Source organism: Sorangium sp. So ce176, from assembly GCF_051519835.1.
In the GTDB taxonomy this organism is placed as follows: Bacteria; Myxococcota_A; Polyangia; order Polyangiales; family Polyangiaceae; genus Sorangium; species Sorangium cellulosum_G.
Genome location: NZ_CP150371.1, coordinates 914,980 through 930,152, shown reverse-complemented (window position 1 = coordinate 930,152; position 15,173 = coordinate 914,980). Strand labels below are relative to the sequence as shown.

Genomic DNA, 15,173 nt, shown 5'->3' with positions numbered 1-15,173 from the left:
CTCGCTTCGCGAGGCAGTGCTCGCAACACTGCTCGGGATCCCACGGAATCTCATCGAGCCCAAGCTTCCGTACCCACATCCGCTCCCACTCGCTCAGCCCACTCAGGCTCGGGCGCCGGCGAGAGGGCGGGACGTCGTCTCGGCGGGACTTCCGGCGTGTCGGCATGGCTGCTCCTTCGGACCGCCCAGCGCCGATTCTGCCCATTCCGGAAGAGACCGCCAAGGGTTTATTACAAAAACCGATGCCCTTTCACTGGTTTACGAACAGCCTTGTCGACTTGCCAAAGGATCGTACGTGGCACTTAATTTCTGCGGTTTCCGCTGGCAGCGAAGTTCCTGCCGACCCCGCTCGACACAACCACAGCCCTCGGGACGCACTTCTCCCCTGCGATCGCGTCTCGCGCGACCGTCACCACCACCTCCTCCCTCCACGGCGACGCGGGCGGCGCTCGAGAACGCCGCCCGCTACCTCACCGCTCGCTCACGGAAACTCCTGCTCCGCTGCGCTTACGCCCTCGGCACCTGCATTCTCCGCGACGTTGCTGCTTCCCCCGGGCCCGCCCGATCCCGCCGTGCCGGGGGTCAACGTCGTCTGCCCCTCCTGGCGCACCGCCTCGCCCCGGTACGCGATCGCAAGCGACGGCCCGCCGAGACCTCCTCCTCCGGGGCCGCCGTTGCCTCCCTGACCTCCCTGCCCGCCAGCGCACGCGTTCTTCGACCCGCCAACCCCGATGCCGCCGACGCCGCCAAGACCGCCGGCTCCGCCCGGCTGCAGGTCACCGCCCGCGCCTCCCTTTCCTCCGTTGCCGGCCTTCAGCACGCAGTCCTTCAGCGTCACCTTCCCCTCCACGCTCGCCAGCGCGATGCTCGCTCCGCCGGCTCCACCGCCTTGGCCCGGCAGCCCGCCGCAGCCGCCAGGTCCGCCGCTGCCTCCGCTCGCTCCGGCTCCCGGCATGCCGTCTGCGCAGATCGCCGCGCCGCCCTTCGCCCCCCCGCCCCCGCCTCCGCCTTGCCCAGGTATGCCCGCTCGCCCGGCCTCGCCGCTCGCGCCCACGTACCCCGACGAGCTTAGCGTGCCGGGACCGCTCGCCGCGAGGCCGGCTTCGCCGGGGATGCCAGTCGAACCATCATCGCCTCTACCGTTGGGCTCCGCGCCCCCACAGTCCCATACACCGGAGACCGCTTCGCCAACGCCACCACGTGCAGTCTCTTCGGTGCTTTGGCTGGTCGCACCATCGCCGCCGTTGTTCACCCTGCCAGCTCCGCCCTCTCCGCCGATCGACAACGCGCCTCCGCACGCGTTCTCGACCTGCGCTCCTCCGGGCAACGTCACATCCGGCGCTCCCGATGTATCCAGATCGCTACAAGCATCCGTTCCGGCGTTCCCAGGCGACGCCTGCGCCGGCACCTCGCTCGGCGCATCCTCTCCCTCCGCGCCGTCCGCCCCGTTCCCGGCGATCAGCTCGCACCGAACCAACTCGACCTCCGCGCCGTCGACCAGCACCGCGATCGACGACGCTCCCAGCGCCTGCGCATTCGCCGCGTGCACCGACACGTCCTCGATCCTCACCGCCCCCTCGCCCGGCATCACCTTCAGCGCGATCGGCTCCTCGCCCGGCGCCACGACCGTCTTCGCCGTCTCGCCGATCCAGCGCCACCCGTTCGCGCAGTCGAGTCCGCCGAAGAGCTTGATGCCGACTGGCACTTCGACCGCCTCCTCGAACGTTTCGGCGCACGCGTAGGCCTCCGTGCCCTTGTCCGCGGCGCGCCGGAGCGCCTCGGCAAGCGTCGCGACCGGCTCGGCCCGGGTACCTGCGTTGTCGTCATTGCCAGTCGACGCCACGAACACGCCGCACGTGTCATCGATAGCGCCGTCGATCTCGCTCGGCACGCACCCCGGAGGCACGACCTCGCTGCCTCTTCCCCGGTACTTCTCGCACGTGAGCATGAGCTCGCAGTCGTTCTCGATGTGGTACCAAAGCCCGTCGCAGCCGCTGGCGATCAACGCGACAACGACAGTTGACCCCAGCAGCATTCGCCTGAACGTTCTCATGGGTCGGTTTCCGGATCGGCTCACCATGCGCTCACCATCACAAAGCCGACGCCGTCGACGCGCGGCTCCGGAACCACAAACAGTGCTGTAGCCTTCTCCGCGCTTCTCGTTGGCCACAGGGCATACGTCAGGGCGGCCGTCGCGAGCACACCCGACGCGATGTAGCTGCCCAACGCGATGTCCCCCAGGCGCCCGGCGCGCTCCCCTGTGCGATGGAGCTCAGCGCATTGTCCTGCGAACGACGGCGACGCCAAGCACCCCCCGCCTGCGGCGAAAATCTTGCCCTGTTGAGCGCGCGCCTCCGAGTTCGCGTTGTTCGACGCGACGGTCATCCCGATCCCCACCCCGAGCCCCACCGCGCTCGCTGCTCCCAGCGCGATCACCGGCACCCAGTTCCTCTTCTCCGGCAGCGGCGGCGGCTCCACCGACCCCGCCGGCGGCCCCGCCACGGGCCCAACACCCCCCGCTCCCGTCGCGCTCCCGCCCCCCTCCGTCTTCACACCCGCCGACGCCTGCGCCTCGCGCCTCACCGGCGTTATCGCAAGCTTCACCTCCGCCGTCCCGCCCTTCGCCACGCTCACCGTCTGGCTCGCCGGCTCGTAGTCCAGGTGCATCGCCTCCACCCGGTGCTCGCCGGGGTCCACGAACACCTCCCCTTCCAGCGGCGCCCGCCCCACCCTCTTGCCGCCCACCAGCACTTCCGCTCCCGCCACGGTGACCGACACCTTGAGCGCGCCCACCTGCGCTCGCGACTCCGCGAGCCACTGCTCCGCCCTCGGCCTCAGCTTCGCCACCCCCTTCAGCAGCGGCCAGTTTTTCAGCGCGAACGAAAGGTACTGCGCTGCTTCCTTGTACTTCTTCAGCTTGTATTCCGTGTTCCCGAGGTTGTACGCCACGTCGAACGTCGGGTTCAGCTCCCACGCCACGAGCAGCGCCTCCTCGGCCTCTTGGTACTTGCCAGCCAAGTAGAGGGACTTTGCTTTATCGACGAGCGCTTCGGCGCGCTTCGCCGCATCGGCGGCACTGGCGGGCGTCGTCCCCGGCGCTGCTGGCGGCGCGGCTGGCTGCGCGGCAGCAATGTCAGGGTCGGCGATCAAGGTCGCAACGGTCAGCAATACAGCAAGCGATCGGCTGGTCATCATCATGGCTCCACGCGGTCTCACTCCATCCATCCTTCGTCTTGTGGCCGCTCCGTGGGTGCTGGCGCGGCCGGAGTCTGCGGTCGATGCGGCGCGGGATGCACCGGCCGCGCGGGCGCCGGCGGCGCTGGCGCTGGCGGCTCGCTCGCCGTCGCGGTGTCGTCGAGGCTCGGCTCCACCGCCTCCGACGGTCCCGGCGCCACCGGCGCCAGCAGCTCCGAGGTCTCGGGCGGCGCCTGCGTGCTCGGCGCCGGCGCCCCGCTCGACGGCGGCGCCGGCTCCGGCTCTTTCGGCGGCTCCTCTTGCCCCAGGAGCCTCGCCAGCACGAACGGGCTGCTCACCGCGACCACCGCGAGCAACACCATCAGCCAGGTCGGCATCCACCGCCGGCGCTTTCCCGTCGACTCCGTGGCGGCCGGCGCCGTCGGCACCGCCACCGGCGGCGGCGTCATCGGCAGCAACGACGACGGCAGCAGCGCCTTGTCGATCGGCGGCAGCCCCCGCTCCGCCCACTGGCTCTGCGCCATCGCTCCCGGCGGCTGCACCGGCGCGCCCTGCTGGTGCGCCGGCGCGCGTGGCGGCGCAGCCTCGCCCCCGAACACCGGCACCCGCTGCGTCACCAGCGCGCCGTGATGTTGTACCGGCGCGCCCTGCTGCACCGGCGCGCCGTGCGCCGCCGTGCGCTGCGGCGCCGTCCCGCCTTGCTGCAGCGCCGGCCCCCGCTGCGTCACCAGCGCGCCGTGCTGCTGCACCGCCGCCCCGTGCGGCGCTCCCTGCTTCGGCCCCGTCACCGGATACGGCGGTGGCACCGCGCGCACCGGCAGCGGCAGCGGCACCGCGGGTTGCCCCTTGGCCAGCGCAGGCACCACCGGGAACTGGAACAGCGGCTGCCCCGTCGCCTTCTGCTGCTCCATCTCCGACAGCGCGCGGTCAAGCTCCGGGTTGTTCTGCGCCTGCCGCAGCTTCTGCTCCGCCGCCTCCGGATCCGCCTCGCGCCGGATGCTCTCCAGGTCGGGCAGGTACTGCCGGATGTCGTCGCTGTCCTTGTTGCTGCCCATCTCGAACGACCTCTCTCCTCAGCGACTAGAACGGCCTGCACCCCGCCGTGGTGCAGGCCCCGCCTGACTGCGCCCCCTGTTGCTTCGCAGGCGTCGACCGCTTCGCGGGCGCCGACGACTTCGCGGGCGCCGCCTTCTTCCGCTCCTCGATCACCCTCAGAAACGACGGCTTCTGCCGCTTCGGCATCGGATAGAGGTCCTCGTCGTCGTCGTAGGTCTGCGCCGCGGCTTTCGCGGCCGCACCTTTCGCCGCCTCTGCCTTCGCCGGCGGCAGCTCCTTCGCCGCCTCCGCTTGCGCCTTCGGAGACGGTGCCTCGGCCTCCGCTGCCGCCCCCTTCGCCGCCGCGTCGGCTGCTGCCGCCTCCGCTGCGCTCGCCTCCGCTGCGCTCGCCTCCGCTGCGCTCGCCTCCGCTGCGCTCGCCTCCGCCTCCGGCGCGGGCGCCGCCACAATGGCTTCGGCCGGCGCCGCCACCGGCGCCAGCGTGGCCGGCGGCGCCGCGCTCGTCGTCGCGCTCTCCACCGGCGCCGCTGTCGCCGCCGGCTCTCCCGTCACCGCCGCAGGCCCGGCCTCGCGCGCCGAGCGCAGCCCCAGCACCACCCCAACGCCCCCCAGCGTCAGCGCCAGCGCCACCAGCGGCGCCAGCACGTACGCCCTCGGCCTGCGCCGCGCCTGCGTCAGCAGCGCCGCCGGCGCTGGCGTGGTCGGCGTCTCTCTCCGCAGCGCCTTCACCGTTCCCGCGCTCGGCGCCGTCACCGCGCTCGGCGCCGCTGGCCGCCCCGCGGCCGGCAGCGGGCCCGATACCGCTCGTTGCGTTTCCATCAGCGCCAGCGGCGGCGTCGCCACCGGCGGCTGCACCGTCACCGGATACGGCGGCGTCGCCACCGGCGGCTGCACCGTCACCGGATACGGCGGCGACGTCACCGGCTGCGGCCCCGTCACCGGATACGGCGGCGACGTCACCGAATACGGCGACACCGCCACCGGCTGCGGCACCGTCGCCGGATACGGCGGCGGCGCGACGTACTGCGGCGTCACGTACGGCGGCTCGACCTCCGGCCGCGACGGCGCCGCCGCGCGGTGCGCTTCTCTCCACGACGACTGCGGCGGCGGCACCGCGTAGCTCTCCGCCCTCACCTCCGCCGGCCTTTGCGGCGCCACCCCATACCCCGGCGGCGCCACCCCACCCCCCTGCGCTCCGGCCTGCGGCGGCGGCGGCCCCATGCGCCGCGCCATCTGCTCCGCCCACTTCCCGGACAGCTTCGCCGTCGACTCCAGCGGCTTCAGCGCCGGCAGCGGCTCCGTGTGCCCCACCCCCCGCCCCCGCGGCACGCGCGACGCCGGCGCGAATGGCAGCACGCTCGCCGGCGCCACGAACTGCTCCAGCGGCGCCGTCTCCCCGTGCGCCACACGCCGCGCCCGCTTCTCTCCCTCCGCCCCGCCTCGCTCCATCCCGCCCTCGCCGCGCGCCCTTTCCGTCTCCTCCTCCCCCGCCCGGCCCCCTGCGCTCCTCTCCTCCTCCACCGGCGCGCTGTCCTCCAGCGCCACCCCCGCGAACGCAGCCTCCCGCTCCGCCTTCATCTTCTCCTGCGCCAGCCGCCGCGCCAGCACGTGCCCCGCCGGCACCGTGTCCCTCAGCAGCCCACGCAGGTCACGCGCCACATCGTCGAACCTCGGATACCGCTCTTCCCGGTCGATCGCGATGCAACGCGACACGACAGGCCACACGAACTCCGGACAATCCGGCACGATCTCGTGCACAGGCTCCGGCGCCGCAACAAGGTGCCCTGTGAGCGTCTCCTCCGCCGTCGCCGACTCGCCGTCGTCCAAAAACAGGTGCTTCCCCGTCAGCACCTCGTAAAAGATCGCTCCGAACGCGTAGATGTCCGTACGCCCGTCCGGCCTCGCGTGCTCCGCCCGCTGCGCCTTCTTCGACGACGTGTACAGCAGCTTCACCTGCTCCGGCGAGATGTACCGCACCGTCCCCACGTCCGGCAGGTCGTCCGTGCTCATCCCACCGTCCGCGAACTTCGCTATCCCGAAGTCCAGGAGCCACACGTGCCCCTTCGCGTCCGCCTTCGTCCCCACCATGATGTTCTCGGGCTTCAGGTCACGGTGCCATATCCCCTTCGAGTGCACGAACGTCATCGCGTCCGCGACCTGCAGCATCACGTGCATCGCGCTCAGGAAGTCCAGCCGATAGGCCTTGTTCAGCAGCTTCCTCAGCGTCCTACCCTCAAGGTAGTCCATCACGATGTACGCCACGTGGTCCGGCGACACACCCGCCTTCTTCATCCTCACGATGTTCGGGTGCTTCAGCTTCGGATAGAACCTGCACTCCTGCCGGAACCGCCTCGCGAAGTCCTCTCTCCTCAAGTGCCGCGGCAGCATGCACTTGATCGCCACCACGTCTTCCGAGTAGTCCTCCACCGCCTTGTACACTTCACCCATCCCCCCCGCGTCGATCACCTCCGTGATCCGGTAGTCAAGGAACACGTCCCCGGCCTTCAGCGCCTCCCGCCCCATCACCACGCCCCCAGCCCGCGCAGCACGAGCGCCGCGATCGCCGAGAACACCACCGTGCTCGCAAGCGTCAGCCCCGCGAACAGCCGCGCGTCCACCGGCACCGCCTCCGCCCTCTCGCCCCCGCCGGCTCCCGCCCCGCTGCTCCCCTCCGGCCTCGCCTCGAACCACGCCCTGCTCTGCGGCCCCCACCCCGCCTCCGTCTCCGGCACCCGCGCCGTTCCCCACGCCCCCGCCCCGCCCGGCCCTCCTGCAACCGCCAGCTCCGCCCCGATCCGCCCGAGCTCCTCCCCGAACGCCTCCGCGCTCTGGAACCGCTCCTCCGGCCGTTTCGCCAGCGCCTTCAACACCGCGCGGTCCAGCGCTGCCGGGATCCGCTGCGCCGCGCACCGCGACGGCAGGGCCGGCGTCTCCATGACGTGCGCCCGCAGCACCCCCAGCGCGTCCTCGACATGGGCGAACGGACCGTGCCCCACGACCAGCGTATACATCAGCAGCCCCACCGCATACACATCCGCCCGCGCGTCCACCGGCTGGCACCGCGCCTGCTCCGGCGAGGCCGTCCGAGGGGTCCCGACCAGCAAGCCGGCCTCGGTCGGATACGCCGGCCCGTCCAAGGGAAGGGGCGTCGACGCCCCCGGCACCCCCGCGGCGGCGCCGCCATCGAGCACCTTCGCGACCCCGAAGTCGAGCAGCTTCACGACGCGTCCGCCGCCCGGCGCCGCCCCCGGCGCGCACAGGAACACGTTATCGAGCTTCACGTCGCGGTGAACGAGCCCGACCCGGTGCGCCGCCGACAGCCCGGCCAGCACCTGCCGCACCACATCGATCGCCTCGGCCACCGGCAAGGCGCCGCGCCGCTCGAGTTCCTCCCCCAGCGTCGTCCCCTCGAGCCGCTCCATCACGAAATAGGGGCGGCCCGCCGGCGTCTGCCCGAGATCGAGGACCGCCACCACGTGCGGCGACGACACCGCCGCCAGCGCCTGCGCCTCGACCCGCAGCCGATCGGCGAACCGCGGGTCGTGCGCGAACGCGCGGCGGACCAGCTTCACCACGACCCGCTTCCGGAGGGCAAGGTGCTCCGCCTCGATGACCTCCCCCATGCCCCCGCGTCCGAGCGCCCGGAGCGCCCGGTACGGCGTTCCTTCCAGCGCGTCCCCGGCGACGCCGGAGGGCCCTGAGCTGTCGGACGTGAAACGTGCCACCGGCGCGGTCTCCTGAAGTGGAAATCACGAGCGCGGGGCCGGTTCGGACAGAGAAAATGCACCGGCGCCGTCGATTGTTGAAAAGCGGCGTCGATTCACGTACTTGCCTGGCCACGAAGGCCCGGATCTCCGCCCGGCCCGCGCCCGCCGCCGCGCCCGCCCGGGCGACGCAGAAAACGGCGGGGGCGTCGCTTTCCCTGTCCGAACCGGTCCGCCGATGGTGATTTGAGAAGAGGAAGGACGAAGGGGCACCGCACGTGGGGCCCCGCCACGCGAGGCCCCATGACGCACGAAGCTCCCGAGCACGACCTGGACAGGACGGGCGACGTCGATCCCCTCGTCGATGCCTGTGTCGCCGACGCGCTGAGCCCCTACTTCGGGGCGCTCTCGCCCGAGGAGATCGAGGAGTACCGCAGGCTCCTCGCGGTCTTCATCACGACGCACCCAGCAGCGGCGCCGCTCCACGATCGCTTGCGGGCAAGGCCCGTTATCCTGTCCGAGAGCGGCGAGGTGGCCCGTGAGGGGGCGGGCTCGGAAGGGGCGATGGGCCCCCTGGACGCGCCGGAGCGCGGCGACGGGACCTCCGGTGGGCGGCGGTGACAGGCAGCCGGCGTCCGCCCCCACCTCCTCCGGATCACGAGCGCGTGCTCGAGGCGCTGCCCATGGCCCGCCACGTCGCGCGGACGACAGCGCGGGTTTACGGCGTGCGGACGCGGCAGGGCCTGGAGGACTGCGAGCAGGCGGCCTACCAGGCGCTCCTCGAGGCGAGCCCCGGATACGACGCGGCGCGCGGCGTCCCGTTCGGCGTCTATGCCTGGAAGAGGGTCGCTGGCGCCGTCATCCGGCTGCTCACCCGCGAGGCGTCATTCCGGCGCTCTGGACTCGACGCCGCGCTCGATGCCGCCGAGTCGATGCGCGACGCGAGCGACCCCTTCGGCGACGACGACGCCGACGCCTTGAACCAGCTCAAGGACCAGTGTCGCGCGCTCGTCTTCGCGCGCTTCGTCGCCGATACCGGTGAGCGGCTCAGGGCGCACCCCGAGGACGCGATGGCGCGCACCCAGGCCTTCGAGGCGCTCAGGAAGGCGCTCCACGGCCTCGACGAGCGGGAGGCGCGCCTCATCGAGCTCCGGTACTGGCAGGACCTCTCCTGGGCCAAGGTCGCCGCGGCGCTCGGCGTGCACGAGAAGTACGCCCTGCGCATGGACGAGCAGCTACGGAGGCGGCTCAGGTGCGATCTGCGGGTCAGCGAGGTCGATGCGCCGCCGCCGAGCGAGCGGCGATAGGGAGACGGAGCGACGGCCAGGCTGCACTGTCGACGCGATACGAGAGCGAGAGTCAGCGACGAAGTCGGGACGACATCTGGAGGGCGGCGCCGGGCGGCCGCGGTTCAGACCGACGGGAGAGGTGCCACGGAGATGGTGGAGAGGGCACGTTTGCGTCGGACGCGCGGCCTTCCCGGGCAGCGCTCGACCTGAGAGCCTGCCCAATGGTGTATTCCCCGGCGAGCGTCGCCGGAGGACAACCAAGGAGGCACCATGGCGCTCAAAGACCTCTCTCCTCGTCCGATGGTTCAGATCACGGCCGCGTGGCTCGATCCCGAGCGCGAGCGGTCGCGCCTCATCGATCCCGAGGACGCGGCCATCTATCTCGAGATCCGCGACCAGCTCTTCGCCGATGGGCTCAAGTTCATCTCGGCGAGCTACAGCGATGAGGCGGGCGAGGTGAAGCTCGCGCGCGACCGGCTGACGCCGGAGTCGAAGGCGGCGCTCAAGGCGCTGCCGACGCCGGGAGGCAACCTGCTCAAGGCCGTGCAGGCGTGGATTGGCGTGGCAGCCTCCGCCGCCAGGCTCTCGTGACGGACTCGATCCGTCACACCCCCCGCCGCCAGCCCCCCTCAACGGTTCGCATCCGTCACGCCCCCCCACCGCAATCCCTCTCACACCGGATCACCCACTTCCCTCCGCCGTCGCGAGCCCCCTCACAGCGCCTCGCGTCTATCCCACGAGACCCGCCGCGCCCGCTTGACGCATCACGTCGGGGCTGCCATGACCGATCCCCCTCCGCCTCGGGCGTGCTATTCCAGTCGGGCTCGCCGGGCCCCCCGCTTGGGTCCGCCGGCCCGTCTGTCGCGTAGCGCGCACCCGCCTGGGCGGACTACGCTCTGCGTTACCCCACAGCAACAGGAGCCAGCCGAGCCGTGAAGATCCTCGTTCCGCTCAAGCGCGTCGCCGATCCGGATAACGCGAACAAGGTGAAGATCCCTGCATCAGGGGACAAAATCGAGACGACCGGGCTCGAGTGGAAGCCGAACCCGTTCGACGAGTACGCCCTGGAGGCAGCGCTGCGGCTGACCGAGGACGGCAAGGCGCCGAAGACGCGGGCGGGCGAGGTCGTCGTGGTCACCTTCGGGCCGAAGGAGACCGAGCAGACCCTCCGCGCCGCGCTCGCGACCGGCGCCGACCGCGCCATCCGCGTCGACGTCACCGACGACAAGCTCGACGGCGACCTCGTGGCGCGCGCGCTCAAGACGCTCGTCGAGCGCGAGAAGCCGGACGTCGTGGTCATGGGCAAGCAGGCCGTCGACGGCGACTCGAACCAGGTCGGCCAGATCCTCGCCGAGCTGCTCGAGTGGCCGCTCGCCACGTTCGCCGCGACCATCAAGGAAGAGAAGGGCGCGCTGCTCGTCGGCCGCGAGGTCGACGGCGGCGTCGCCACGCTCCGCGTGCGCCTGCCGGCCGTCGTCACGGTCGACCTCCGCATCGTCGCGCCGACCAGCGTCTACTCGATGAAGACCGCGCCCGCGTTCAAGTACAACGACGGCGTGCGCTTCGCGGCGCTCCCCGCGATCATGGCCGCCAAGAAGAAGCCGCTCGTCGAGGTGAAGCTCGCCGATCTCGCCGCGGACCAGGCGCTCAAGGTCCAGTACCACGCGTTCCAGCCGCCCCCGGCGCGCAAGGCGGGCATCAAGGTGAAGGACGTCGGTGAGCTCGTCACCCGCCTCAAGAACGAGGCGAAGGTCCTCTGACGGGACCGCAAGGGCAGGTCGAAAAGACATCGAGGGGGCCGCGGACGCGGACCCCCGACCCGCGTCGACGGGTTGAAGGTCCAGGAGGGATCATGGCTGACGTTCTCGTGGTGGCCGAGGCCGCCGAAGGAAAGCTGAAGAAGACGACGCACTCCGCCGTGACGTTCGCCAGGCAGGCGGCGGCGGCGCTCGGCGGGACGTACTCGATCCTCGTGATCGGCGACGCGCTCGGCGAGGCGGCCGCCGAGGCGGCGGCGCTCGGCGCGGCCAAGGTGCTCGTCGCCGAGTCGAGCGCGCTGAAGGACTACGTCGCGGAGCGCTACGTGCCGACCGTGGTCGCGGCCGCCAAGGGGTACGCGGTCGTCGTGGGCACCGCGAGCGCCTACGGCAAGGACCTGCTCCCGCGCGTCGCGGCGCGGCTCTCGGCAGGGTTCGCGAGCGACATCTCGGAGCTCATCGTCGACGCGGGTCGGGGGTCCGCGTCCGCGGCCCCCTCGGAGGGCTCCACGCTCAAGTACAAGCGCCCGATGTACGCCGGCAACGCGTACGGGATCTGCACCGTCTCGACCCCCGTCCAGGTCGTGAGCGTCCGGCAGAGCGCGTTCGCCGCCGCGGAGCCCGCCGGCGGGAAGGCAGCGATCGAGCAGGTCGCCGTCGTGCCGCCGAGCGCGGCTGCGGAGCGCGTGGAGTTCGTCTCCTTCGACCAGGTGAAGAGCGAGCGCCCGGAGCTCGCCGAGGCGAAGGTCGTCGTCTCCGGCGGCCGCGCCCTGAAGGAGCGCTTCAACGAGATCCTCGACCCGCTCGCCGACGTCCTCGGCGCCGCCGTCGGCGCGAGCCGCGCCGCGTGCGACGCCGGCTACGCCGCCAGCGACCTGCAGGTCGGCCAGACCGGCAAGGTCGTCGCGCCGTCGCTCTACGTCGCCGTCGGCATCTCGGGCGCGATCCAGCACCTCGCCGGCATGAAGGGGTCGAAGGTCATCGTCGCCATCAACAAGGACGCCGACGCGCCGATCTTCCAGGTCGCCGACTACGGCCTGGTCGCGGATCTCTTCACGACCGTCCCCGAGCTCGTGAAGCAGATCCAGGCGGCCCGGAGCTGATCGCCCCGCGATCGTCCCCGGGGGCGCGCTCACGGCGCCCCGGGGAAGCGGTACCCCGGCGATCCGGGGTACCGCGGCCCACTGGAAGAGTCCGTCCAACAAGAAGTCCACGTCGCTCGACGTAATTTCCGTGTCAGATCGCTCGCATAGCATCTTGTTCGCGTCCGGCGGCCGTGGGATCCCATAGAGCCATGCCCGAACGTTCGGATATCCCGATCGTCACGGCGCTCGCTCAGGCCCGGGCATTGCTGTACGAGGCGGCCAGCACCGCCGAGCAGCGACGGCTCATCGGCCCGGCGGTCGTCGAGATCGATCGCATCATCGCGAGCCTCGATCCGACCGCGAGCGCCTCCTTCGAGCTCACGCCGCTCGCGGCGTCGGTGCCCCCGATCGACACCGAGGTCGAGGCGCTGCGCCGCGAGGTCGAGCGGCTGCGCGCGATCACGCGGCACGAGCGCGGGCTGCTCGACGCGCTCCTCAGCGAGAGCCCGCACGGCATCATCGTCTCCGACACGCAGGGCAAGCTGATCCTCCAGAACCGCGCGTCCGAGCGGATCTGGGCCGGCAGCTCCACCGCCGAGAACGTCGAGGGCTGGGGGCGCTACCGCGCGTTCCACCCCGACGGGCGGCCGTTCGCGGCCGAGGACTGGTCGATGGCGCGGTGCCTCACGCGCAGGGAGACCGTGCCCGCGGAGGAGCTCCACTTCCAGCGGTTCGACGGCACCCACGGGATGATGCTCGGGAGCTGCGCGCCGCTCCTCTCGCCGGAGGGCGAGCTGCTCGGCGCGGTCTCCATCTTCGCCGACATCACCCAGTTCAAGCAGCTCGAGGCGGACCTGCGGGTCAGCAGGACGAAGTTCTCGACGACGCTGAAGAGCATCGGCGACGCGGTGATCTCGACCGACGGCTCGGGGCGGATCGACTTCATGAACGCCGTGGCCGAGAAGCTGACCGGCTGGTCGCTCGAGGAGGCGCGGGACCGCCGGCTGTCGGAGGTGTTCCGGGTCATCTCGGAGCAGACGCGCGACGACCTCGACAACCCGGTCACCGAGGTGCTGCGGCACGGCGGCATCATCGGGCTCGACGACACCACGCTGCTGCTGCGCCGCGACGGCTCGGAGCTCGCGATCGACTCGAGCGGGGCGCCGATCCGGAGCGACGAGGGCGAGCTCGTCGGGCTCGTGCTGGTCTTCCGCGACGTCACCGAGAAGCGGCTCGCCGACAAGCGGCGGTACTTCATCGGCGAGGCGAGCCGGCAGCTCGCGCTGTCGGGCCTCGAGTACGACACAACCCTGGCCAACGTCGCGCGCCTCGCGGTGCCGCACATCGCCGACGCGACCGTGGTGGACATCGTCGAGCCCGACGGCTCGCTGACGCGGCTCGCGGCCGTGCACGCGAGCAGCGCGAAGCAGACGCTGGGGAAGGACCTGTCGGCCCGCTACCCGACCGACCCGGAGGTGCCGCGCGCGGTGCACGCGGTGCTCCGGCGCGGCGAGTCGCTCCTCGTCTCGGAGGTCGAGAGCATGGCGTGGCAGCGCGCCTCGTCGCCGGAGCCCGACGGCGAGAGCTGGTCCGGCGCGCACGACCCGGCCTACCTCACGCTGCTGCGCGAGCTCGGCGTCCGCTCGGCCATGATCGTGCCGCTGCGCGCCCGCGGCCGGACGCGCGGCGCGATCACGCTGCTCACGACCGAGTCGGGCAGGCGCTACGGCGTCGACGATCTCGCGCTCGCCGAGGAGCTCTGCAACTTCGCCGCGCTCGCGCTCGACAACGCCCAGCTCTACCGCGAGTCGCAGCAGGTGAACCGCGCGAAGGACGAGTTCCTCGCCACGCTCTCCCACGAGCTCAGGACGCCGCTCACCGCGATCCTCGGCTGGGCGCGCATGCTCCGGCAGGGCTCGCTGAAGCCGGACACGCACGTCCGCGCGCTCGAGGCGATCGAGCGCAACGGCACGCTCCAGGCGCAGCTCGTCGAGGATCTGCTCGACGCGTCGCGCATCATCACCGGCAAGCTGCGGCTCGACGTGATGCTGATCGACCTGCCGCCGATCATCAACGCCGCGATCGACGCTGTCCGCCACGGCGCGGACGCGAAGGGGATCGAGCTCGGGGTGCAGCTCGACGCGGGCGCGGGGCCGATCTCGGGCGACCAGACGCGGCTGCAGCAGGTGGTGTGGAACCTCCTGTCGAACGCGATCAAGTTCACGCCGCGCGGCGGCAAGGTGGCGATCCAGCTCAGCCGGGTCGAGGGCGTGGCCCGCGTCCAGGTGAGCGACAGCGGTCAGGGCATCGTCCCGGAGTTCCTGCCGTACGTGTTCGATCGCTTCCGGCAGGCCGACAGCACGAGCACGCGGCCGCACAGCGGGCTCGGGCTGGGCCTCGCGATCGCGCGCCACCTCGTCGAGCTCCACGGGGGCACGGTGAGGGCGGAGAGCGCCGGGGAGGGCAAGGGAGCGACCTTCACGGTGGACATCCCGCTGGCGCCGCGCGGCGCGATCGCGGCGCTGCGGAAGGTCGACGGGCTCAGCAACCTGGCGGCCGACGCGGAGCCGACGCTGCAGGGCGTGCGCGTGCTGATGGTCGATGACGAGCCGGACGCGCGGGAGCTCGTGACGACGGTGCTGGAGCGCAAGGGGGCGACCATCACCGCTGTCGCCACCGTCGAGGAGGCGCTGTCGGCGATCGCGCGCGAGAAGCCCGACGTCATCCTGAGCGACCTCGGGATGCCCGGGGAGGACGGCTACAGCCTGATCCGGCGGCTGCGCGCGCAGAGCCCGGAGCACGGGGGGCGGATCCCGGCGGCGGCGCTGACGGCGTACGCGAGCGCGCAGGACCGGACGCGCGCGCTGCTGGCGGGGTTCCAGTCGCACGTGCCCAAGCCGATCGAGGCATCGGAGCTCGCGGCGGTGATCGCCAACCTGGCGGGGCGCACGGGGTAATCCCGCGTCGACCAGGCTCACCCCTGGCGGCGCGGGAGGCGGCGCTGCCGAGCTGCCCGGCGCCGGCAGCAGCCGCCAGGGCCCGCGCCTTGGCAGCGAGCGCGCTTCCGAGCAGCGCCAAGGTGCCCGC

11 protein-coding genes are annotated in these 15,173 nt (G+C 72.0%); 6 read left to right on the top strand and 5 right to left on the bottom strand.

The window, feature by feature from the left end:
- Positions 1 to 481 precede the first annotated feature (481 nt).
- Genes WMF42_RS03475 through WMF42_RS03455 form a run of 5 tightly spaced genes read right to left on the bottom strand, consistent with a single transcriptional unit; the run spans position 482 to position 7,976 of the window.
- Entirely contained in the window at positions 482 to 2,035 is a 1,554-nt protein-coding gene (locus WMF42_RS03475; RefSeq protein ID WP_437690153.1) for a PGRS family protein, read from the bottom strand.
- A gap of 38 nt (positions 2,036 to 2,073) precedes the next feature.
- A complete protein-coding gene (locus WMF42_RS03470; RefSeq protein WP_437690151.1) occupies positions 2,074 to 3,198 on the bottom strand; it encodes a PEGA domain-containing protein in 1,125 nt (374 codons plus the stop codon).
- Between the two features lie 14 nt (positions 3,199 to 3,212).
- The gene (locus WMF42_RS03465) at positions 3,213 to 4,250 is read right to left on the bottom strand and encodes a hypothetical protein (RefSeq protein ID WP_437690149.1); all 1,038 of its coding nucleotides are present in this window, start codon (positions 4,248 to 4,250) and stop codon (positions 3,213 to 3,215) included.
- A gap of 25 nt (positions 4,251 to 4,275) precedes the next feature.
- The gene (locus WMF42_RS03460) at positions 4,276 to 6,774 is read right to left on the bottom strand and encodes a protein kinase domain-containing protein (RefSeq protein WP_437694201.1); all 2,499 of its coding nucleotides are present in this window, start codon (positions 6,772 to 6,774) and stop codon (positions 4,276 to 4,278) included.
- Positions 6,774 to 7,976 (bottom strand): serine/threonine-protein kinase, encoded by a 1,203-nt coding sequence (locus WMF42_RS03455; RefSeq protein ID WP_437690147.1) that lies wholly within the window; start codon positions 7,974 to 7,976, stop codon positions 6,774 to 6,776. Before WMF42_RS03455 ends, WMF42_RS03460 begins: the two co-directional genes overlap by 1 nt.
- 282 nt (positions 7,977 to 8,258) lie before the next feature.
- Here WMF42_RS03455 and WMF42_RS03450 point away from each other — a divergent pair, with 282 nt between their 5' ends.
- From WMF42_RS03450 to WMF42_RS03425, 6 genes are all read left to right on the top strand, one after another.
- Entirely contained in the window at positions 8,259 to 8,576 is a 318-nt protein-coding gene (locus WMF42_RS03450) for a hypothetical protein (protein ID WP_437690146.1), read from the top strand.
- Positions 8,577 to 8,638: 62 nt separating this feature from the next.
- On the top strand, positions 8,639 to 9,262 hold the full coding sequence (locus WMF42_RS03445; RefSeq protein ID WP_437690145.1) for a sigma-70 family RNA polymerase sigma factor: 624 nt from the start codon (positions 8,639 to 8,641) through the stop codon (positions 9,260 to 9,262).
- Positions 9,263 to 9,514: 252 nt separating this feature from the next.
- Positions 9,515 to 9,835 (top strand): hypothetical protein, encoded by a 321-nt coding sequence (locus WMF42_RS03440; protein WP_437690143.1) that lies wholly within the window; start codon positions 9,515 to 9,517, stop codon positions 9,833 to 9,835.
- A 341-nt stretch (positions 9,836 to 10,176) separates the two neighbouring features.
- Entirely contained in the window at positions 10,177 to 11,004 is an 828-nt protein-coding gene (locus WMF42_RS03435; RefSeq protein WP_437690141.1) for an electron transfer flavoprotein subunit beta/FixA family protein, read from the top strand.
- Positions 11,005 to 11,096: 92 nt separating this feature from the next.
- Entirely contained in the window at positions 11,097 to 12,104 is a 1,008-nt protein-coding gene (locus WMF42_RS03430) for an electron transfer flavoprotein subunit alpha/FixB family protein (RefSeq protein WP_061611472.1), read from the top strand.
- Positions 12,105 to 12,295: 191 nt separating this feature from the next.
- Positions 12,296 to 15,043: an ATP-binding protein gene (locus tag WMF42_RS03425; protein ID WP_437690138.1), complete on the top strand. Its 2,748-nt coding sequence runs from the start codon at positions 12,296 to 12,298 to the stop codon at positions 15,041 to 15,043.
- Positions 15,044 to 15,173 lie beyond the last annotated feature (130 nt).

Bases quoted from the DNA above. Each gene is read 5' to 3' on its own strand.
- WMF42_RS03475 (WP_437690153.1), bottom strand. From the start codon at position 2,035: ATGCTGCTGGGGTCAACTGTCGTTGTCGCGTTGATCGCCAGCGGCTGC.
- WMF42_RS03470 (WP_437690151.1), bottom strand. From the start codon at position 3,198: ATGATGATGACCAGCCGATCGCTTGCTGTATTGCTGACCGTTGCGACC.
- WMF42_RS03465 (WP_437690149.1), bottom strand. From the start codon at position 4,250: ATGGGCAGCAACAAGGACAGCGACGACATCCGGCAGTACCTGCCCGAC.
- WMF42_RS03460 (WP_437694201.1), bottom strand. From the start codon at position 6,774: ATGGGGCGGGAGGCGCTGAAGGCCGGGGACGTGTTCCTTGACTACCGG.
- WMF42_RS03450 (WP_437690146.1), top strand. From the start codon at position 8,259: ATGACGCACGAAGCTCCCGAGCACGACCTGGACAGGACGGGCGACGTC.
- WMF42_RS03445 (WP_437690145.1), top strand. From the start codon at position 8,639: ATGGCCCGCCACGTCGCGCGGACGACAGCGCGGGTTTACGGCGTGCGG.
- WMF42_RS03440 (WP_437690143.1), top strand. From the start codon at position 9,515: ATGGCGCTCAAAGACCTCTCTCCTCGTCCGATGGTTCAGATCACGGCC.
- WMF42_RS03430 (WP_061611472.1), top strand. From the start codon at position 11,097: ATGGCTGACGTTCTCGTGGTGGCCGAGGCCGCCGAAGGAAAGCTGAAG.
- WMF42_RS03425 (WP_437690138.1), top strand. From the start codon at position 12,296: ATGCCCGAACGTTCGGATATCCCGATCGTCACGGCGCTCGCTCAGGCC.